Annotated in this window: 16 protein-coding genes and 4 pseudogenes; 2 read left to right on the forward strand and 18 right to left on the reverse strand. The window is 37.9% G+C overall.

Annotation, left to right across the window (positions count from 1 at the left end; translation table 11 throughout):
- Positions 1–93: 93 nt before the first annotated feature.
- A pseudogene (gene tnpB / locus BN1938_RS24295) lies at positions 94–258 on the reverse strand (IS66 family insertion sequence element accessory protein TnpB); the annotation flags it as partial.
- Between the two features lie 153 nt (positions 259–411).
- Here tnpB and BN1938_RS24300 point away from each other — a divergent pair.
- Positions 412–1,025: pseudogene (locus BN1938_RS24300) on the forward strand (tyrosine-type recombinase/integrase).
- Between the two features lie 491 nt (positions 1,026–1,516).
- Here the strand turns inward: BN1938_RS24300 and BN1938_RS18765 are convergent.
- The 12 genes from BN1938_RS18765 to BN1938_RS23510 form a co-directional block, all read right to left on the reverse strand.
- On the reverse strand, positions 1,517–2,917 hold the full coding sequence (locus BN1938_RS18765) for a lipopolysaccharide biosynthesis protein (protein ID WP_050641991.1): 1,401 nt from the start codon (positions 2,915–2,917) through the stop codon (positions 1,517–1,519).
- An 18-nt stretch (positions 2,918–2,935) separates the two neighbouring features.
- Positions 2,936–3,949, reverse strand: a complete 1,014-nt coding sequence (locus tag BN1938_RS18770; protein ID WP_050641992.1) for a nitroreductase family protein — start codon at positions 3,947–3,949, stop codon at positions 2,936–2,938.
- Positions 3,950–4,002: 53 nt separating this feature from the next.
- Positions 4,003–5,049 carry a polysaccharide pyruvyl transferase family protein gene (locus tag BN1938_RS18775; RefSeq protein ID WP_050641993.1) on the reverse strand — a complete coding sequence of 349 codons (1,047 nt, stop codon included), beginning with the start codon at positions 5,047–5,049 and terminating at the stop codon, positions 4,003–4,005.
- Entirely contained in the window at positions 5,046–6,356 is a 1,311-nt protein-coding gene (locus BN1938_RS18780) for an O-antigen polymerase (protein WP_050641994.1), read from the reverse strand. Before BN1938_RS18780 ends, BN1938_RS18775 begins: the two co-directional genes overlap by 4 nt.
- Positions 6,357–6,395: 39 nt before the next feature.
- Positions 6,396–7,049, reverse strand: coding sequence for a D-sedoheptulose-7-phosphate isomerase (locus tag BN1938_RS18785; protein ID WP_050641995.1), 654 nt, complete (start codon positions 7,047–7,049; stop codon positions 6,396–6,398).
- Positions 7,050–7,072: 23 nt separating this feature from the next.
- Positions 7,073–8,404: a D-glycero-beta-D-manno-heptose 1,7-bisphosphate 7-phosphatase gene (gene gmhB, locus BN1938_RS18790; protein WP_050641996.1), complete on the reverse strand. Its 1,332-nt coding sequence runs from the start codon at positions 8,402–8,404 to the stop codon at positions 7,073–7,075.
- Positions 8,405–8,408: 4 nt separating this feature from the next.
- Entirely contained in the window at positions 8,409–9,410 is a 1,002-nt protein-coding gene (locus BN1938_RS18795; protein ID WP_050641997.1) for a GHMP family kinase ATP-binding protein, read from the reverse strand.
- A complete protein-coding gene (locus tag BN1938_RS18800; RefSeq protein WP_050641998.1) occupies positions 9,407–10,633 on the reverse strand; it encodes a glycosyltransferase in 1,227 nt (408 codons plus the stop codon). Before BN1938_RS18800 ends, BN1938_RS18795 begins: the two co-directional genes overlap by 4 nt.
- 71 nt (positions 10,634–10,704) lie before the next feature.
- Positions 10,705–11,613: a glycosyltransferase gene (locus BN1938_RS18805; protein ID WP_050641999.1), complete on the reverse strand. Its 909-nt coding sequence runs from the start codon at positions 11,611–11,613 to the stop codon at positions 10,705–10,707.
- 52 nt (positions 11,614–11,665) lie between these two features.
- A complete protein-coding gene (locus BN1938_RS18810) occupies positions 11,666–12,778 on the reverse strand; it encodes a Coenzyme F420 hydrogenase/dehydrogenase, beta subunit C-terminal domain (protein WP_050642000.1) in 1,113 nt (370 codons plus the stop codon).
- A 24-nt stretch (positions 12,779–12,802) separates the two neighbouring features.
- Positions 12,803–14,092, reverse strand: coding sequence for a polysaccharide pyruvyl transferase family protein (locus BN1938_RS23790; protein WP_148487250.1), 1,290 nt, complete (start codon positions 14,090–14,092; stop codon positions 12,803–12,805).
- A 166-nt stretch (positions 14,093–14,258) separates the two neighbouring features.
- Positions 14,259–14,471 carry a hypothetical protein gene (locus tag BN1938_RS23510; protein ID WP_050642001.1) on the reverse strand — a complete coding sequence of 71 codons (213 nt, stop codon included), beginning with the start codon at positions 14,469–14,471 and terminating at the stop codon, positions 14,259–14,261.
- A 76-nt stretch (positions 14,472–14,547) separates the two neighbouring features.
- Here BN1938_RS23510 and BN1938_RS23515 point away from each other — a divergent pair, with 76 nt between their 5' ends.
- A complete protein-coding gene (locus BN1938_RS23515; protein WP_050642002.1) occupies positions 14,548–15,027 on the forward strand; it encodes a hypothetical protein in 480 nt (159 codons plus the stop codon).
- Between the two features lie 47 nt (positions 15,028–15,074).
- Here BN1938_RS23515 and BN1938_RS23995 read toward each other — a convergent pair whose 3' ends face one another.
- The 5 genes and pseudogenes from BN1938_RS23995 to BN1938_RS23740 form a co-directional block, all read right to left on the reverse strand.
- The gene (locus BN1938_RS23995; RefSeq protein ID WP_050642762.1) at positions 15,075–16,268 is read right to left on the reverse strand and encodes a radical SAM protein; all 1,194 of its coding nucleotides are present in this window, start codon (positions 16,266–16,268) and stop codon (positions 15,075–15,077) included.
- A gap of 147 nt (positions 16,269–16,415) precedes the next feature.
- A pseudogene (locus BN1938_RS24000) lies at positions 16,416–17,537 on the reverse strand (glycosyltransferase); the annotation flags it as partial.
- Between the two features lie 15 nt (positions 17,538–17,552).
- Positions 17,553–18,680, reverse strand: coding sequence for a glycosyltransferase family 4 protein (locus BN1938_RS18835; RefSeq protein ID WP_050642003.1), 1,128 nt, complete (start codon positions 18,678–18,680; stop codon positions 17,553–17,555).
- A gap of 467 nt (positions 18,681–19,147) precedes the next feature.
- Positions 19,148–19,410, reverse strand: a pseudogene (locus tag BN1938_RS24005) (UDP-glucose 6-dehydrogenase); the annotation flags it as partial.
- 164 nt (positions 19,411–19,574) lie between these two features.
- Complete coding sequence (locus BN1938_RS23740) at positions 19,575–19,823, reverse strand: hypothetical protein (RefSeq protein ID WP_050642004.1); 249 nt, start codon at positions 19,821–19,823, stop codon at positions 19,575–19,577.
- Positions 19,824–20,499: the final 676 nt, after the last annotated feature.

The following is a 20,499-nucleotide window of genomic DNA, read 5'->3' on the forward strand; positions in this document are numbered from 1 at the left end:
GAATGCAATAAGGCCCAGTTGTGGATAACTTTCACGCCCCGCAAGGCGGTGAAGGTGAAAAGATTTTTGATTTTCTCCGTTTTGCACAATGCCTTACAGGAGATCCTGGGGATGTACTTCCTGAATCGGATGTCTGGAGACAATTTCCAGCCCCTGCATCAATGCATGATATTGTTCCGGTGAGATCTCCAGTGCCTCTTCTTTTGTACGGGGCCAGCTGAAACCGCCAAGCTCCAGCCTTTTGTAAAGGAGAAGAAATCCGTCACCTTCTTATCCGAATATTCGGATAAGAAGGTTTATGGTCGGGAGATAGCTTCACTTGGTGCATACAATGCACTTTCCCAGGCACAGACCCCAAAGATCCCAAAGACAGTTTTTCCTTATTTTTCCGCTGAAGAGATCCGGATTTTATTGGGCATTCCAACAACCCAAGGTAAAACTGGCAGCCGGGATGTTACATTGTTGGCTTTGCTTTATGATTCTGGTACAAGAGCACAGGAGATATGTGACATCATGATCGGTGATATAACGTTCGCGAAAACTTCTACTGTCAGGATTCACTGGAAAGGAAACAAGGCACGCGAAATTCCTATTTCTTCAGATGTCGTGAAACTGATAAAAAGATATCTGGCAGCAGGAGGAAAGCTTTGAAAGATAACAGGGATGAGTATCTGTTTCCAAACCAAAGATCTGACCGGATAACAACTGCATGTACTCGAAACCTTGTCTGTAAATATGTAACCTTGGCAAAAAGCAATAATCCAAATCACTTTAAGGAAGAAGATTATTCGCCACACAGTTTCCGCCATAGCAAAGCAATCCATATGCTTGAAGCTGGGACACCACTCATATATATAAGAAACTTTTTGGGTCATGAATCTGTTCAGACCACAGAGATTTATCTGCGCATACATCAAGGCTCTGTTTCGAAGATATTGAAAGAAAGAAAAGCTGAAACAAGTATACCGAATATACTTGAACAACCGTATTCAAAAAATCAGGATATACCCGATTTCATTCAGTGAATATTTCGCGTTTGGATGTCCGAAATTGTGGTATCTGTCAAAACGGGTTCACGGTACTGTGCTTAGCGGAATATACACACATCAACAAGATAGTGAATGGGAACATCAAAAGGATGTTTTAGAAGCATTCTGTTGTTAATGTTACCGTGCCGTCAGAACTGGTTTTCCAAATCCATCAGCCACCCACGACATCTGAAAGCGTCTTTACCCATAAGCTTCTATATAATACAGATCTAAAAAGAATCAAGCTTGTACAGAAAGATAAAGCATAGAGTTTTCTAAAGAAGCTGAATTTTTAAGTGTGCAACCCAAATCTTAACAGATTCCTTTATTCCCTTACCCTCTTCGTTCTTGCAAAAAGCAAACAAATAAAAGAAGAGTGTAAAGAATGAAAATATTATAGACATCTAAAACGGCTGATAGATTGCCACAAGACTATTCGTGATAATTTTTTTACGATTACCAAATCACTCCTTATTACATTTTTTTCGTTATAGCTTGGATTTAATCGTCTTTATAGTTGAAATCAAAAAGTCTCTATTAAAAAGAACAGCATAAATTATTACATATATTAGTGACATCAAACAATAGATTGGATTCTTTGTATAATACACGAATACCGAAATCAAAACTGACAAAAACGCTGCGACTAGATTCTTACTAATCAAGCGTACTGATACATATTTTTTGACATCAAAGTAACGGTATATTGCCATCGCAGCATATGCAACTAATGTAGAAATAGATGCCGCATACAACCCAATCACTTTAATCAAAAGCAGGTCAACCCCAACATTAATAATTGCTGCAAAAAATGATGTTTTCGCAATCTCTGTGGACTTTTTCAAAGCCACATAAATAACGCTGTATAAACCAACAACAACCTGGAATAAAACAGCAACCATTAAAATTGGAATTTGATAGTAGGCTTCATCATATTTATTGTTTACCATTAATTTAAAAATAAATGGCATACAGGCGATAATTCCTACATCAACGGCAGCAAATAGGTTGAACATCGTGTTAACTATGTCTGTCAAAAAATCATCTCTGTCACTATCATTCATATGGAGTGACACAGATTCAGTCCATGACAAATTGAATATATTATAAAATGTTACATAAATTGTCGGAAATTTGTTTGCAACAGAATAGATACCATTATAAAAAACACCGATAAAATGTGAAACAATGGTTCGATCTGATGCACCTACAACCCACCATGAAAGCTGATTCGGAACCAACGGCATAGAATATTTGAACACATTTTTAAATAATGTTTTATTGTATGCATTCACCGAAAAATATCGCCACGTTTTCATTGCCAAAAATAAATAAACACAGGTTACAAGTTTTGCCAACAATGTGGCCATAAACATTCCATAAGCCCCCCAACGAAAGCCAGCAATAAAAATAACATTAAAAACCACTGTCGTTGATGCTGATAAAAAACTTCCAATAGAGTATATAGTGTTCTTTCCAACCCCTCGCGGAAATTGTAATAGTGTATTCAAAAAAATATTTGCAAGAACATCGAGTGCAAGGAAAAATTTATACTTAATTGATATAAATCCTTGGAACACTAAAAAAAACACAATATATAAAACAGCCTGTGCTATATTGGTCAAAAACACTGTGGAAAACAATTCCTTCTGCTTGTTTTCATCATTTCTATAATCTATTAGAAATCTGAAAAGCCCGTTTTCAAATTGCCAATTGCATATAGGTGTCAGCAAAGTAATATAGGTATTAATCAAATCTACGATACCATACTCGGTTGGCTCCAGTAACGATGTATATAATGGCAAAAGTAGAAAACTTACAAATTGAGTACAGATTTTTCCCACCGTCAAAATAATTGTGTTTTTTGCTAATTCCTTTTGACGATTCATAGGTATCCTTCCTTTTATTTATTCTAATATAGTTAAAACATCTCCTGCTTTGCGCCTTGGGGATGCCGCAATTTTACAATTTGTTTCTGGCTTCAATCTATAAACTGCAATCAAGCCATTGATATCGTAGTTAGATGGAATACCTGCCAGCTGATGCATTGCCTTGCTCTTCCCAGGCAAAGATGCATTTAGCGGGCAAGCATATAAACCATACGCCTGCAATGCATACAACAAATTCATTGTGTAGACTCCAGCATCATAAACAGGTAATTTGATTTCGTTAGATGAATATAAAGACAAATCACTTGTCACAAATAGAAACAAACTGACATGTCTGCCAAACCCCTTACATCCGCCGTGAAGATTCTCTATTTCTTCAAATAGTTCTTTTTTTTCCACTGCAAAAACGTGCGTCGCCTGGCGGTTGCATGCACTTGGTGCGGTATTAGCCAATTCGATAGCATCAATTAATAATTGATTTGCGACCGGTTCCCCATCCACGTCATAAAGCCGAACAGAATGCCGTTTATAAAAAATATTTTGACAATCTTCAGCAGAGAAATTATCTTGGTCTTTTAAAGAGTATGGTCTTAACTGCTGAATCTTACTATCTTCAAACAGCTTTGTATTCACATAATCGGCATCAGAAAAATCATATGCTTCATTTGTTTTATGATACAAATACAGAATAGATATTGCGTTTTCAATTGCAAAAATATCTGCACCTTTTATTTTTTTATATGCAGCAATATTATCCTGCAAATCAATTACATTCTGTCGTCCAAACCCTGGTCTAAAATCTGTATGACTCACCCCTTTTTCAAGAATATGTGTTCCTATAATAATTAACCTTCTTCGAGATCTCTCATCATAATGCCCTGACAAGTCCGTAGCATATTCTAAATAGTCATTTTCATAATTCGAGAAATTATCTTTGATTCTCTTATCGGATTTATGTTTATTTTTTAAGTACACAATCTTTTTTACAACGGGTATTTGTTTTAAGAGAGCTTTGATTTTCACTATATTCATTGCTATCGACTCCTCTCTTCGTAAAAATCAGGTTTTCGATTTCATATGCAAATTTATATTTCGAGAGCATTCTTCAAATAGTTAAATGACTTATTTTGCTCACAATTGATATGGTCTTGTGCTTTATTATAGTCAAGGAAATTTTCTTGTAAATACGTACTTATCGACTCTCCATTATACACAGACACATCAATATCTAACTGTTTAAGCAAGCACTTAATTTTAGATTCTTTATCTCTTCTTCCACATAAAACAATTTGCTTTTGATTCTTCAGCGAAAAGACTGTTCCGTGAAACGAATCCGTTATAACCAGCTCCGCATAAATAAATGCACTTACCCATTCAGTAAAAGTAGCATATGGTAATGACAAATCTGCCCATTCCAGTTTGTTTCCTACCGCTACAATTAAAAATCCTTTCTCTTTCGCGTATCTTAGGATTTCTTGTGAGTACTGTTTCCAGTCTGAAAAAGAATAGGTTAAAATATATTTCTTTTCAGAAATCTTTATTTTATATTCATCGAATTTATATAAAAAAGTTGGGTCTAAAGTTATTTTCGATTTAATGCCCGTATTTTTCATTATAAACTCTGCTGTATTCGCATCCCTTACAGAAACTGCGCTCATCTCTTTCAAGGATTTTTCATATCCTTCTGGAAGTGCTTCATCTACATCTAAATATTCACAACTTGGTGAGTAGGTTATCTTTTTTGTATGAATGCCAACACCGTAATATATTTCATCGCACAATGGATGCTTTAAGTTAAATATCGCGTCACTTCCAAACACAATATAATCTAATCCCAGATCATCAATTTCCTCCGCTGAATGTACCGGTTCGCTTTCTTGAAATTGCTTACAATCCCCTAATACTCTGCATTTTTTTAATCCAGCAAATGTCTTGTCAAGATGTATTATGCGTTTCCACTTAGGCGGTAGATTCGCATTAAGCAGAGTTTTTTTATAATTATCAGGTCTATAATTTACCATACAACAATCAAAACCCATACTTTCAATAGTGTTATAAAGTGCCAAAGACTGAGCTACAGCACCATAATTTGCCCCAAAATACCATGTCATTATCCCCACTTTCTTTTTCACTTTGCCACCTCATCTTCATCCAAATAAATTTTTTTTCGAGGAAGTACGAACACAAGATCCCCTTTTTCATTTTTCCTTACTCTGAAAACCAAATATAACAAAATAGTATAAAGAATCATCAGTGTTCCTTCTATATTCTGAAGCGGAAATATAAAAATACCTCGAATATAGAAGTTCATAAAAAAGATCAGAACAATCAAATCCCCAATATAATAATGTTTGATTGTAGCCAAGCGCTTTAATCCTCTATTAAGAATTATTGCAGCTATGAAAGGAGCCACTTTTCCAAATTCTATTATTAATCCTCCAACCCATGTATAGAAAATATCGCCTCTAATACCTGTCTGAGATAGAATTAATGACCACTTCTCATTGGCCATGATAATTGCTGATTCTCCAAAAATATAGCGATATATCATCGAGAAGTATGCACGTCCATTCGTAGTTCCTTTAATATTGTTAAATAGAATACCATCAAAATTGTTGATTGGCTCGCCCAAATACTTATACATAAAGAACACCGCTTTGTCTCCGAATCTTGACAAGGTAATCGAAGCAAAAAAGATGCCTCCTACTACAATAACAGGAATCGATAACATAATAACCTTACGCTTACTTTCCGCACTAAGCCAATCACGCATTAGATAGATTGTACATGCGTATAACAGGAAAACAAATATCATTTCTCCTCTTCCAACTTGAACAATGATTATGCGTATATTGTTCAATAGTGCAGAAACAGCAAAAACTGTCACAAGTTTCCTGTGTTTTTCATACGCGATAAACATAATAACACTCAATCCTGTTGCGAAAATTCGAATTCCGCTATATAGCAAAGAAATCCTATTAAGCCATGCGTTTTTTGTTATTGCTGATAAGCCATCATCGCCGTAAACAGTTGACCGAAGGTCACTTAACATTCCGGTTCCCGATTTAACAACACTTAACATCGATGGAATATCTACTACAAAAAACAAAATCTGGATCATTGAGCATACAACCATTATTGCGATTAACACTCTATGGTTTAACGAATCAATACTTTCAATTTTGTTCAACCGCATTAACGGCGCCATCGCAATCATAAAAACTATATATAAGTATATGCACGGAAGTAAAGTTTGTTCGCTTGCATGTACAGAGGAGGCGTATAAGGGTTGTTGAATGAACAAAAAACTTGACCATGCCGAAACTGTATATAAAATCCAAACAAATACTCCCACACTGAGTTTATATTTCATATAGAAATATATAAGCGTAATAGTATATAGAACTGCATTAACCAACAAAACTTCTTCAGAACTCATTGCTTTTCCTCATCCATTCAACTTCACATAACCTTTTCATTATTCAAAAAACTCATCTTCCAGCATCAAGCACAGACAATGGTAAACAGGAAGATGTAATTCCTGAATCATATAAGTTTCTGCCTGCGGAACCTTGATGCAAATATCGCTCATCTGCTCCAGTTTGCTATGATTAGCGCCGGTTAAACCAATCACCTTCATCCCCTTCGCATGGGCAGTTATTGCTGCAAACAGTATATTTTTACTATTGCCACTTGTTGAAATACCAAGGAATACATCTCCTTCCTTTCCGTAACCATTTACTTGTTGTGCAAAACAAAGCAACGGCTCAGAGTCATTCATATAAGCGGTAGACAGAGCTAAATGCCCATCCAATGCAATAGCAGGAAGTGCCCCCTGTAAATTTTGTGCCAGAACTGTACCAAATTCCTCGTTTTCCCCAACAAGTTTCATAGTAAAATCTAAATCTGGCTTTCTGGGAAGTTTAAATCCTTTCATCAATTCTCCGACAATGTGTTCTGCATCCGCAGCAGAACCGCCATTTCCAGCAATTAACAATTTTCCGCCATTTCTATATGATTCTTCAAGGATTAAATATGCCTCTACAATCTCGTTCTCCACACTTTTTAATGCTGGATAACGCTCACAAAGAAAATCCATATGCTTTTTAAGCTTGTCTTTTAATTCTTTCATGTTTCAATCCCCACAAATTTCTGTTACAAATAATGTTTTACAAATCCAAGCAACGACTTTACATTCACTGTCTGGCCATAATCTTCATCGCTGTTACTCAAAAGCACAGTCCTGCATCCAGCGTTGATGCCAGCCTTAACATCATTCTCACCATCACCAACCATCCACGACTGTGACAGATCAATATTGAAGTCTTCTGCTGCCTTCAACAGCATGCCCGGCTTCGGTTTACGGCAATCACACTCGATTTTCAGCACCGGGCGCTCGCCTTCATATCCTTTGTGCGGATGATGTGGGCAATAATAAATGGCATCCAGATATGCCCCCTCTTTTCCAAGAAGGGTTTCCATCTTATTATGGATTTCTTCTAGTTCTTCAAAGGATACTTCACCACGAGCAATCACCGGCTGATTCGTCACCAAAATGGCAAGATATCCGGATTCGTTAATTTTACGAATTGCCTCAGCCACACCATCAATCAGTTCAAAGTTATTGATATCTCTAAGAAAACCAACATAATTATTGATGGTGCCATCTCTGTCAAGAAATACTGCCTTTTGCGTATTTCTCAAATTCTTTCCAGAAACACGACCTTCTTTATAATCGGTACATACTGAATAGTAACGGTCTGGTGTTCCCATATCCTTAACATATTCCGGACTATCATAACAGAACATCTTTTCTGTACCAGCTAACGGTTTCAGGAGCTGGCGGTCCAAATCAATTTTTATCATCCTACCATTTTCTCCGATTTTACCGACGGAAGCAGCATCAACACCAGCAAGTTTCAGAACATCTGGGTTGATAACATGAAGACCAGCGTTTACACGATTTCTGTAATACTGCGGCCGTTCATCCTCTTTTGCAAGCCACTTCACTACTGCACCATTCTTATCTGCAATAATCAAGCAACTATCATATGGATGGCTATTCGGGTGGGTAAAGAGTGTTACCAGCCCACCATGTCTCCGATGAAACTCAACAAATCGGTGAAAGTCCACATCGAACATTGCATCCGCATTCAAAAGAAGAAAATCAGTATTCAATTTATCTTTGATTTTAAACAATGCACCTGCATTACCTAGCGGTTCATTTTCAAAATAGTATTCGATATGAACGTCAAACGGTTTACCTGTTGCTGGAGAGGTTCCTGAGCCATCACCGAAATAGTCCATAATAATATTTCCAAGGTGGCTTACTGTGATGATAATATCATCAAATCCCTGTTCCTTTAGGCACTCAATTTCTCTTTCCAAAACCGGAATACCTTCAATTTTTATCATCGGTTTAGGAATATCACTCTCCACAGAAGAGATGCGAGTACCTTTTCCGCCTGCCATAATCACAACTTTCATTTTCTTATTCCTTTGGTACATAATTTTCTGGTGTATAATGAATCACACGGGTACCGCTATCTTCAAATTTAAATGGTATGTACAGCAACTTGCTCATTGCCCGGTGTACAGCATCTTGGTACTCAGGCTGTACATAGAATACGAGGAAACCACCACCACCCGCACCAAGAAGTTTTCCTCCTAAAGAACCAGCAGCGATACCTTTTGCATAAAGCTCGTCAATGCTATTTGTAGAAACAGCAGAACCGGTCTGACGCTTAAGTTTCCAAGTATGATCTAACATTCTTCCAAAATCATCCAAATCACTTTCTTTATCTGTTAACACTTTTTCTGCCTCGTCAACCAATGACAACATCTCTCTCAACTGTGCTGTTTTATCGACCTTACCAGCTGCATTTGCCTTCTGCACATCTGAAGAGAAACGAGTAAACCCGGTAAAGAACATCATCAGATTCTGATTAAGCTGCTTCTTTCTCTCTGGCGAGATGATTACAGGCAGAACTTCATAGCCATCTGCATTGAAATTGATGCGATTAAATCCACCAAAGGATGCTGCAATCTGATCCTGCCAGCCACCGGCTTCCTGGCACAACTTACGTTCCAGATAAATTGCTTCATCTGCCAGTTTCTTTTTGTCAGCATATTTGCCCTTTAAAGCATAAAAGGCATTCAGCATCCCGACCGCAAAAGAACTCGATGTTCCTAAACCAGAACGCGCTGGAAGATCTGCCTCATACGTGAGACGAATCTCATGCATATCCAACATCTTCATTGCGTTTCGAATTGCCGGATGCTGAATATTATCAATATTGGTCACACGTTCTGTCTTTGAATAAGACAATTCTGTGGAATAATCAAAAAAACATGGTAAGTGACGTACATTCACATAACAGTACTTATCAAACGTGGTAGACAAGACTGCGCCGCCATTCTCTTTAAAAAATATTTCCATATCTGTTCCGCCGCCGAAAAAGGACATACGAAACGGTGTCTGTGTAATAATCATTTTGAATCATGCCTCATCATTTCTATTTTGTCGCGATATATATTTGAAAAATTATCGTATGAAAATCTACACTCAACGAAATCTTTCGCTTTTTTAGTCATCCTATCTTCTTCAGGATTTTGATTATAAATATGCCTGATAGTCTGTTCATAGTCTTCTGGAGATACACAATGAAAATATTCTTCTCCATTATGTGCCGGTATGCCTTCAATCCCAATTTCATTCGTAAGAACAGGCACACCAGAAGATAACGCTTCCAAAACTTTTATCTTAATTCCCGCACCTAACAGCAATGGTGCCACAAAACACATTGCATCAGAAAAATAAGGGTCAATGGAATCCACAAATCCGGTAACGTGCACCCTATCTGATTCATATTTTATTAGAAAATCGGGCGGATTACCTCCCAGAATAACAAATCGAATATCAATATCCGATAATCTGGGAAGAACATTTTCTACAAACCATTTAGCGCTCAAACTATTTTCTTTTCTAGACATTGCCCCAAAAAACAACACATCTCTATGGTTAGATTTTCTTTCCAGATAGGACATTTTTTTATAATAGGGGATCAAACCGATAATTCTGCTTTCAGTAATTCCGTTTTCTACAAGAACCTTTTTGTTATCTGCGTTATGCGGCAATATCAGATCACAGAGTTTCAAGTTATCTACTTCTACTTTTTTTTCATTTCTGTATTTTTGACTCCATATTATCTTTTGCAAACCCTTATAAAATTCTGCTTTTCTTTGATACCCTACAAAAGTAACGTCATGTTCTGAGGCAACTAGTTTTGATGTAGGAAATAGCTCATGTACAACCCTGGCCATTATAACCATATTAGTCCATTCTAAGATTACAACATCCGGGACATATCCCTCTTCTTTATATTTAATCAACATCTCCCTAATTTCCCTTTCTTCAGTATTGGAAATTAGCTGTGCGTTTCTATTGAAAATGCTATATTTTGATTCAATATTTGCTAACTTATTTATTTTCTTCCTATTTGGATCTCCCCAATAAATAATATGGTGTGTTAAACTTGAAAGCTCTTTTTTTATTACCTCTCGCTCTTTATATTTTCCGCATGATATCAGTCTTATATCAAACCTGTCATCATTCAGAAATTGAGTAAAGTAGTAATTAAAAGTATGCCCACCCCCAGATGAATCTGTACTTATCGGAGCATACATTGAGAGCCATAATATTTTTGTTTTTTGCATAATCCAACCTCTTACTCTATCTCCGTAACTCCTAAAATTAAAATCACGCTGGTACATTAAATATTCTGACTTCATCGATTTCCTAACAATATGGCTGATCTCATCTGTATGCTCATACTTAGTGACCCATATGTTGGTTTTCTTGATAACGTCAACTTAAGACGCGATATAAAATTCATTCGATAACCTGCAATTTGACGGAGCCACATTTTATTGCAATTACTAATATCATCCGCATATAATCGTAGTATCTCCTGAGCTTGCATATCAATTGTAATAGTCGGTCTATCCATCATTTTCTGAATCGCATATTTTATTTTTTCAAAGTTTCCTTTTTTTACACCTACAACATTATTTTCATGCTGACGATAATTCATGTAAGGCGTGTGATTATAAATTATTTTTCCGCCTATAGACAGACAAACTCTGGTAATGTAAGAATCATGCATTGCTATTATATCTGGAGACTCGTGTGCCCTCAAAAAAGAAACAAGTTGATGATTCATAATCATAGTGCAACCAATAACATTCGATGCACACATTACCGTAAAGATGTCATTACATGGCGTCTTCTTATATAGATTGACCCCGTAAGGATTTAAGTTCGAATCGACCAACCGCACATTTGAATAATAAATACAAGGTATTTCGATATCTCGTATTTTTTTTATTCCCGTTTCAATCTTATTACTGTCCCAGACATCATCTTGATCGCAAAAGCAGTAAAAGTCATATTCACCGCATTTCCAAAGAATATCTATAAAACTTTTTGCTGGTTTCAAATTTTGACCGCAGAACCAGGTCACATTACTATTCTTTGTAGAGTATTCTTCTAATATAGTCCTTGTACCATCTTGAGAGCCGTCATCTCTCAAGATTATATGTACCTCAAAGTTTCCTTTTTGCTCTAACAACGAGTCAATTTGACTTCGCAAATATTTTTCTCCATTATAGGTAGAGACAAGTATTGCAACTTTCATAAGTCACTTCCCTTTACTTTTATCCATTTATTGCATACATTATTTTTGTAACTCATTTCACTTTGATTATTTTAGTCTTAATCAAAAATTGTTTAACATTTTGCCTTAAACATTGTTTGGGGAAAGCCTCAAAAACAAGTAAATTAAATTTTTTCTTTCCAATATCACTAAAGAATTTTTCCCTTCCTTTTGGTGCGATAGATGGCTGCTTCAACTGGTGGTTATTTTGAATTGCATTTTCACTATCAACACTCTCTAAATGCAATTCTGTTGTTTCAATCAGTTCAATTCCTTTTGAGGTTTGACATAAAATAAGAGAAACCCCTTTCTTTTGTTCTTGAATAGGAAGTTCGCTTCCCCACGAATCTCCCAAACTCAAATCGGATACCCTCCTTTTTTGAGCATAATGACAACTATAACAGTTTTCTGTGTAAGTTAACGAATTTAGAAAGGCAATTGAGTATTTATCACTCACACCGTTTGTAATTATCCCTTTGTAATCTCCATACAGCATAAACTTGGCTTTTACTCTAAATTTTATGTCATTAAGCTTCTCAAGTGATTGGCTATACTGTTTCAAAAATATCTCTAATATTTGAGGTGAAGGTGTCCCATGACAAATCAGGTCAATCGTATAAAGATTTTTACCCAAAGTCTTTCCAACAAAATTCTTTAGTGCTGATACTTGACATGGAAGACCTATAAAAAGTGCCTTTTTCCCGTTATTTAGCGCATTTTTTATCTGTTTATAGGCGCCACTTGGATTACTTTTTACATATTTCGACCCTACAAATTTTTCTAATTCGCTAATCTGTTCAGCACTCTCAAATCTAAACTCTCCATTTCTGAAAGTACAGCCCCATACAATTCCTCCATTTTCAACAAAGGAGAGTGCTATTGCCGTTGCTAGACCACCAGAGGAACTTCTTTTTCTTAAATTCTCATTTACCGCCCAGCCTTGGCTCCATTGAATTGGTTCATTACATTCCATCGGATTATTATTTTGACATACTTTGTGGCAAGCATTACAATTCACACATTTGCTTTCATCTATCACAGCGTTATACGATTTTAAGTTGTCTACTATGGATATGGCTTCTCTGGGGCATATATCTATACAAGCCATACACCCCGAACACTGATTAATTTCACAAACGTTTTTCATTCTGCCACCTCTAATGTTTCTATTTCACTCCAACATATTCTTTAATATTTCAATAGACTCACTTCTTTTTTCTTCCAGTATCTTATTAACTTTTGAAAAATCAATAGGAGTCATCGCCAAATTTACATCTTCATCTCTCAAAATCCGATCTGATAAACCAGTCAATCTTAAAATACTCATATTGCGAGTTCCTGTGTTGTTATTTGGGAGAACTTCCACAAACGGGGTATTTAAATTAATTGCAAATGCTGTTCCATGAAAAGAATCTGTAATTATACATTCTGCGTTCTTTATGTACGAAAGGAAATTCTCTACAGACGGACACCAAACAAACCTTCCCGGTCTGTTAATCTGATGGAGCGAAGCTGATATACGGATCAATGGGAGAGCCTTCGCTCTTGCCACTTTCTCTGCATATTCACCCAGTCTTTTAGCATTATGAAGCTGATATACCAGAACATATTTTTTTTTCTTTTTTTTTCCTATATAAGCGGACCATTCTTCCTGTGAAAGCAAAAGAGTCGGATCGATAACTTGCTGCGCCTTAAGTCCCATATTATGTAAAAGTTCCACAGCGCTATCTTCCCGAACAGCTATTTTTTCATATCGATTCAACCATTTTTTATAATAGCCACTTATCTGAGCAGCCATATCCGTATGCCCAAAACTGGCTGAGTAAGCAACTTTTTTTGAACTATCCGGTACAAACGAAAGACAATATGAGCTATCATAGGAACCATCTTCTGTTGGCCCCCACACTTGATCACTTCCTGTCATATAAATATCGGCCGTAGGTGTATATTCAATTAAATCCTTTTGAGATTCATATAGTCTCGACAGGTTAAGATAAAATTTCTGCTCACGTTCAAATTTTTTACCAGAAAAATAACTTTCCGGCTGTCTAAGTGCTAAATATATAAATCTTTTTATAGGAGTTTGATTCCACTCCTTCTTACGCTTCAACAACGTTTTTTCATGGTTCTTGTAGGACTCATCTGTTCTTACATAATTGATGATTTCACAACTATATCCAAGGTTTTCAATTGCCTTCTGCGTTGCAAATGCTTGTAATAGTGAGCCGTAGTTTGCTATCGCATGTCTTGTAATTATCGCAACTTTCATCTTATTCTCCAGTTGTACTACTATACTTATATCTTTTTTATACAATTCTCTTGTGTCGCCTATCTTTTTGGCAGGATTCCCCTCCACAATCGCATAAGATTCTATATCGTGCGTTACAATGCTTCCTGCCGCAACCAATACATCATTTCCTATTTTCACGTTATAGAGAATTATGCTGTTTCCACCTATCACTGTATATAACTTCTCGGAATTTTCAGCCCTTATTTTATAAGGCTTTCAGATCCTATCTCAAAAAATCACCCACTTTTTTGCAAAAAACGCTTTACAAATCGCTCAAAATTTGCGGCGAAGCCGATTGATTATATTTTATTTCAATCGACTGGAGGCGATTTCTTTCTTACCTTGTAATCCCGGCGGATATACCGCCTATCAGGATACTTTCGTATCCGATCTCCTGAAATTTTACCCTGATCCCTTTGGGTTTTCTAAAAGCACATGGAATTATATCGTACAGTTCTGGTATCTCAATCTTTCCCTGACAGATTCCATTATGCAGGACTGTTATTCTGTCTTTGGATCCGCACCAAGACTCCCCTCGTGTATGCTGCATTCCTACCTGCTTGCTTTAAAGCTGAAAGTAACTTCCATCACCATCTGGTGCCGTATGCTTAGGGAACCTCCTCTTTATGCCATCCTCAGCGGATTCCCTTTCGGGGATACCCCAGTGTTGGGGCTTTTTACAATTTTTTTCCAGCATCTGGCAGGAACAACCTTTCTTCCAAGGACCGTTTTCCCTTATTTTCCGTCTCTACAAACAACAGTTCCTCAAACGTTCCATCCACAAGGGGCTGATCGATCCGGAACATCTGGTTCTTGCTGGTGATGGCCCCCCTGTCCGGACTGCCGCGCAACAACAAAAAAACGGATCTGCGATTGTAAGGAAGAAGCCTGTTCTTCCTGTAACTGCAAACGCCATTATTCCCAGCCGGACTGCAACTGCGGATGGGACTCTCATCGGGAATGCTATTTCTTCGGTTACCACCTACGAATTTCTTGAAGATTTTGTGTTTATGAAAAAAAACGCCTTCTTATATGCGGTTCTCCTGCTTCCCAAACATACTTGCATTAATAAAAACCTTATGGATATTCCAGTTTTATTCATATAAAGCATTTCTTCCTAAATTTACCTTTCTCAACACTGCTTACCCACCCATTACTTCTTTTCCATCTGACTTGCGATATCTGCATCCACAATCTCTTCCCCGGTTCGATCTTTTAGCTGCTCCATACTCGACTCACTCAAACCATTGTTAACTGTCGCACACATATCACAGGTCGAATACTTATCCAATTCTTCCTTCGTCACATTACCATCACGGTAATCCCGAACAATCTTATTTTCGTACATGGAATACGGGTGCTTGCTGAATAATGCTTTAGCCTTATGAATTACAACCCATGTCGCAGGTTTCCAAATATATTTATGCATGGCAGGACTTACAGAACCAATCATCCAGCAATCTCTATCGCAACAACGTACTTTCTTTCTTACTTTCTCTGCCTCCGGACTGTTCCACAACTCGTTCCAGGTCTGACAATTCAGATTACCCATGACCTCTTTATCCTTGGTTCCATTACACGGCATCACATCACCATATGGATCAATAAAGAAGGTATCAAAGCTCATATCACACGGAAGCAGACGCTTTTGTCCATAGATATAATTGATCAGGCCATGATTAAAATAAGCACGGAACCACTTCTTCGGGCTATTGCTGCGGAGCAGTTCATTGACCAGATTCTCAAAGTTCTTCGCAACCATCGGGCGGTCATGGATGATATTCTTCGCTTCCACGAAGTAGAAGCTGTTATGTAAGCTGGCTGTAGCAAATTCCATACCCATCTCATCGGAAATCTTATAGAGCGGTATGAGGTCTGGTGCATTTTTATCCTGCACAGTCATGCCAAATCCTACATCCTTCATGCCCATTTCGCGCAACTTTTTAAGGGTCTGATAGCCACGCTGATAACCATTCTGCAGTCCACGAATTTCATTATTGGTCTGCTCCAACCCCTCAATGGAAATGCGGATACCGATCTGCGGAAATTCTTTGCAGAGATCCACAATACGGTCTGTAAAGAAACCATTTGTAGAAATTACAATACGGTCAGACTTCTTATAAAGTTCTCGCACAATCTCCTTCAAATCTGTCCGGATAAAGGGTTCTCCACCAGTGATGTTCGTAAAGTACATCTTCGGCAGCTTCTTGATCGTCTCAATACTGATTTCTTCTTCCAGTTTGGAAGGCGCTTTATAACGGTTACACATGGAACAACGAGCATTACACCGATAAGTCACAATGACCGTTCCATTCAGTTTTTTCTCGCTGTTATTTTTCTTCGCCATCTTTTTATCTCCCTTTGCAACAATATCTTTTGCATTGTCTGTGGATTTCGCAGTTTCTGCTGACTTCTTCTTTCCTCTATAAATCTGCATCAGTTTTTTGGTATATTCTTCAATATCATCAAAACTGATATCCTTACAATTTCGGCTGTAAGCATCTGTTAACTCTTTATCAACCCACAGCTTCCGGATTTTTTCTTTTAGTTCATCCTCATAACCGCTCTCAAAAAGTTCACCCGTTTTACCAATCTTAATCAGCTCTGGAATACCGCCGATATTCGCACCCAAAACTGGCGTGCCATACATCTGCGATTCCATCACAGAGAACGGGCAGTTCTCATACCACTCAGATGGGTAAATGGAAAACCGTGCCTCCCGAATCAATGTTTCCAAGGCTTCTCCAGTATGGAAGCCTACATTCTGAATATTCGGAATCCCTTTGATTTTACTTTCCAGTGGTCCTGTACCGGCAAAAACAAACCGCACATCCGGCAATTCTTTGCAAACCTTGACGAGCGCATTGATTCCCTTTTCTTTACTGAAACGTCCGAAGTAAAGAACATAGTCTTTCTTCTGAACATCTTTCCATTCAACTCTGTCCACAAAGTTATGAAGTGCTACTGTTTTCCTAGCAAACAACGGATTGCTGTCCATCTTCGTTTTCAAGAATTTGGAACAACAGATCATAGAATCAATGTACTTATACGCTCCGTTCAGTTTCCAGAATTCGGCTTCCATCGTTCCGATGGCACTCTTCGTAGTACTTCCGTGGATACACTTTCCCTTTGTGCAATTCAGGAAATGTCCGCCAAAGCATTTCTCGCAATTTTCTCCTGTATTCGGGTTATTACACATATGGTTCGGACATACCAACTGGTAATCATGTGCCGTAAAAATAATCCGGCATTTGTTGCCCTCTTTACGCCATTTCTGAATTTCCAGAATGATACTGGGCGTCAATTGGTAATTAAAGTTGTTAATATGCAGAATTTGCGGTTTAAAATCTTCCAGCACCAATCGCAGTTTTTTCCGTGCTTCCGAGGAATAAATCGTCTTAAGCGGATATGTCACTTTTACCAGCTTACTCCCACCGTGGAAATCCATATCTGACGTGTAAGCATTCACTGCGTTCCCAACGCAGCGTCCCTCATGCTCCATTCCAAAATACTGGACTTCATGTTCCTGGCTTTTCAAGTAATCTCCCAGTTTAAATATGTATGTTTCTGATCCGCCATTCGGATAAAGAAATTTGTTGATCATTAATATCCGCATATGTCCTATTCTCCATTAACTTCTATATAATCTAAGCGTCTGCTTCACCACATCATCCCAGTTGTACTTCGGGCAGATAAAGTCAGTTGCTTCACTTTTCAGCTTTTTCACTGCTTCCAGGTGGTCACAAGCGAACTGTAACTTCTCTTTCAGATCACTCACATCCGACTTCTTAAAAACCAGCGACTTATTCTCCACAACCTCAGCACATTCAGCAATATCTGAAGTCAAGCAACAGTTCCCATAACTCATTGCCTCCAGCAAGCTCAAAGGCATTCCTTCCAAATCAGATGGCAGACAATACACATACGCATTACTGTACAGTTCGTCCAGCATCTGTCCCTGTATAAAACCAGTGAAGATAATGCGTTCATCGTCTTTTGCCAGTTCTTTTAATTCCTGTGTAAAAACATCTGTATCACTAGAACCTCCAGCAATCACAAGTTTCTTGTCCGTCATAACTTGCTTAAAAGCTTCTATCAAATATGTAATTCCCTTTTCAGGAACCAATCGTCCAAGAAAAAGAATATATTCATTCTTGCCAAGTGAAAATTTTTCTCTAATCAATCGAGGTTCACGAAGTATCGGTCTGCTAACTCCATTTGGAATAAACACCGTCTTTCTCCCATAAGTGTCCATGAAATATTTTTGTACACCTGCGGAAAGGACGATGATCTCATCCGCATATTTCGCAGCGATATTTTCTCCAAATTTGATATACCTGCTGGCAAACCCACCCCATTTTGCGCGTTGCCAATCAATGCCATGTATCGTTGCAATACATCTTTTACCAAACAATTTCGGCAGCCACAACATAGCGCAAGGGCCTTCCGCATGAAAATGAACCACATCATATTTTCCAATAGCAGCATGGATTGCACCAAAAAATGAAGATGTCATTGCCGCAAGCCTTTTTTTATTAATCGTAGGAACGGATTTCAGCTTTACGCCCTTATATTCATTCAAGAAATTACTGTCGAATTCTTTTCCACTCACATGATGACCTGATCTATTGTAACAAGTAACTGAATGTCCCTCTTTCACCATACGAGTAGATAATTCCTCCACTACAATCTCAATACCGCCTTCCCTTGATGGAATGCGCTTATGCCCCAACATCGCAATATTCAATTTATTCTTCATCTGCGCGCACTCCTAATCTATTACTTATTTCAGTTTGCTTTCTTGTCTATAAACACTGTGTTCATTATTAACGCTCACAGTGCGGAATCATGTAAAAATCTTCCTATTATAAATGCACCATCTTCTTACCGTGACAGGTCTACCATATAATTTCAGTGCATAGCTTCATCAAAGCACGTCTACACTCCATTACGTGTTATCATGCATTTTTCCCGTCAGCACTAAGGCAGGTTTCCCCTATGATTACGTGTTATCGTGCCCTATTTTCCATATTCCAACGAAGCTCGAAAAACGCACATTTTTTGTGCAAGTTGCACAATGAGTTTATCAGTTGCCCTTTCCAATTGCTCCGCTCCCATAGGTCTACATTTCATTTCGTGTTATCATGCCCCTTGGTACGGGGCATAAATAATGACTTTTTAGATCGTCATAGGGCAGCATATTGGCACTGATTTTATGGGATAGACATTTGTAGGAGCTGTAATTATTACAAAACCCACAGTACTATATGCCTCTTTAGCATCCAGTGTTGCGATCAAATCCAGCTATTTTTCTGCAAGATATTTTTCAATATAATCGTCCTGGATCGGAATTTTCTGTTGTTAATTAACTCAACCTTCTCAGGAATGATGTCCACAGCAAAAACTTAATGATGCTGTGAATGGAGAGTAGCAATAGAGAGACCAACGTAACCGGTACCAGCAACCGCGATGTATTTCTTCTGAGGCATTTTTTACTCTCCTTAATCTGTTTCTTTACTTTATCTATATATAAACCACCATTTTTCAGTCGGAACTAGCGTATTCATTTCATCCCGAAGCACCTACCTCCGGAATGTTCTTATCATTTTCACTTATCTTGTTGGCAAAAAGCTAAACGATAACTACACCGCCTTTAGCCTGAACGAGGCAGGTTCGTATTTTCCAGGTCATAGAACAGATCAATATTTCCTGAATACATAATGACGAACTTACCACCCAAACCGTATTTCTTTTTGAATTCCAGCACTTTTGAATGGTTTTCCGGCATCGGGTAAAACTCATTTTCATCAATCCAGTTGTTGATCAACACGGTCTTAGGAACCAGCTTTCCTTCGAATCTTTCCTCGACAGCCTCACCCAGATCACGGGCAACTGTACTCACAAGGTTACTCCGTTTACAGCTGAATTTGTCGAACCACATCATGGTGTCGGTGATCAACGTGCTCTTGGTTTATCCAACGACCAACACTTGCTCCGGGTTGAAGTTCTGTATGTTGTATAACTACTTGGCGTGTCTCACCCATTCCACCAACGAAATAGGAAACAATGTTCTTTACTCTACTCTTCTTGTTGGTCTTACTGAATTCCAGCACTCGGATTCGAACTACTTTCACACCGTAGATTTCTTCTTCGTAATATTTCTGCGTCTTGTATTTAACTTCAATAGTTCCAGAGTAACTCGGAACTACGTAAATCGGCATAATTTTTAATATATCCAGCATGCACTTCGCTAATTTACGGAGACTATTTCCCGTTAACACTGTATCTTGAGGATAGTAATGAGCAGATATCAAATTTTTTTAAACTATTTGATATTTTGCTTTGTTCCTCACAAGCTCTATATCTAACAGTAGATGTGATACCCTGAATTATCCACCTTGTCATCGGTTCTGTACGTCTCCATCTTTTTAGAGCCGTAAACACTGGAGGAAAAGCCTGTTCAAGAGGTTCCATGCCATTCTGGTATTGTTCCATATATCAAGAAGCCGCCATTTCTTGGCGGCTGAGACATCCAAAATATAACTCCTTGTTTTCCAAACATAAATGTACTCCTCGTA

Origin of the sequence: Eubacterium sp. SB2 (genome assembly GCF_001244405.1) — a bacterium.
GTDB classification, from domain to species: domain Bacteria; phylum Bacillota; class Clostridia; order Lachnospirales; family Lachnospiraceae; genus Faecalicatena; species Faecalicatena contortus_B.

What these genes read in the sequence shown, in the direction of transcription:
- BN1938_RS23995 (WP_050642762.1), bottom strand. Translation starts at nt 16,268, where the DNA reads ATGGCGAAGAAAAATAACAGCGAGAAAAAACTGAATGGAACGGTCATT.
- BN1938_RS18800 (WP_050641998.1), bottom strand. Translation starts at nt 10,633, where the DNA reads ATGCAAAAAACAAAAATATTATGGCTCTCAATGTATGCTCCGATAAGT.
- BN1938_RS18795 (WP_050641997.1), bottom strand. Translation starts at nt 9,410, where the DNA reads ATGATTATTACACAGACACCGTTTCGTATGTCCTTTTTCGGCGGCGGA.
- BN1938_RS18835 (WP_050642003.1), bottom strand. Translation starts at nt 18,680, where the DNA reads ATGAAGAATAAATTGAATATTGCGATGTTGGGGCATAAGCGCATTCCA.
- BN1938_RS23515 (WP_050642002.1), top strand. Translation starts at nt 14,548, where the DNA reads ATGCCATCCTCAGCGGATTCCCTTTCGGGGATACCCCAGTGTTGGGGC.
- BN1938_RS23510 (WP_050642001.1), bottom strand. Translation starts at nt 14,471, where the DNA reads ATGCAGCATACACGAGGGGAGTCTTGGTGCGGATCCAAAGACAGAATA.
- BN1938_RS18780 (WP_050641994.1), bottom strand. Translation starts at nt 6,356, where the DNA reads ATGAGTTCTGAAGAAGTTTTGTTGGTTAATGCAGTTCTATATACTATT.
- gmhB (WP_050641996.1), bottom strand. Translation starts at nt 8,404, where the DNA reads ATGAAAGTTGTGATTATGGCAGGCGGAAAAGGTACTCGCATCTCTTCT.
- BN1938_RS18810 (WP_050642000.1), bottom strand. Translation starts at nt 12,778, where the DNA reads ATGAAAAACGTTTGTGAAATTAATCAGTGTTCGGGGTGTATGGCTTGT.
- BN1938_RS18770 (WP_050641992.1), bottom strand. Translation starts at nt 3,949, where the DNA reads ATGAATATAGTGAAAATCAAAGCTCTCTTAAAACAAATACCCGTTGTA.
- BN1938_RS18765 (WP_050641991.1), bottom strand. Translation starts at nt 2,917, where the DNA reads ATGAATCGTCAAAAGGAATTAGCAAAAAACACAATTATTTTGACGGTG.
- BN1938_RS18805 (WP_050641999.1), bottom strand. Translation starts at nt 11,613, where the DNA reads ATGAAAGTTGCAATACTTGTCTCTACCTATAATGGAGAAAAATATTTG.
- BN1938_RS18785 (WP_050641995.1), bottom strand. Translation starts at nt 7,049, where the DNA reads ATGAAAGAATTAAAAGACAAGCTTAAAAAGCATATGGATTTTCTTTGT.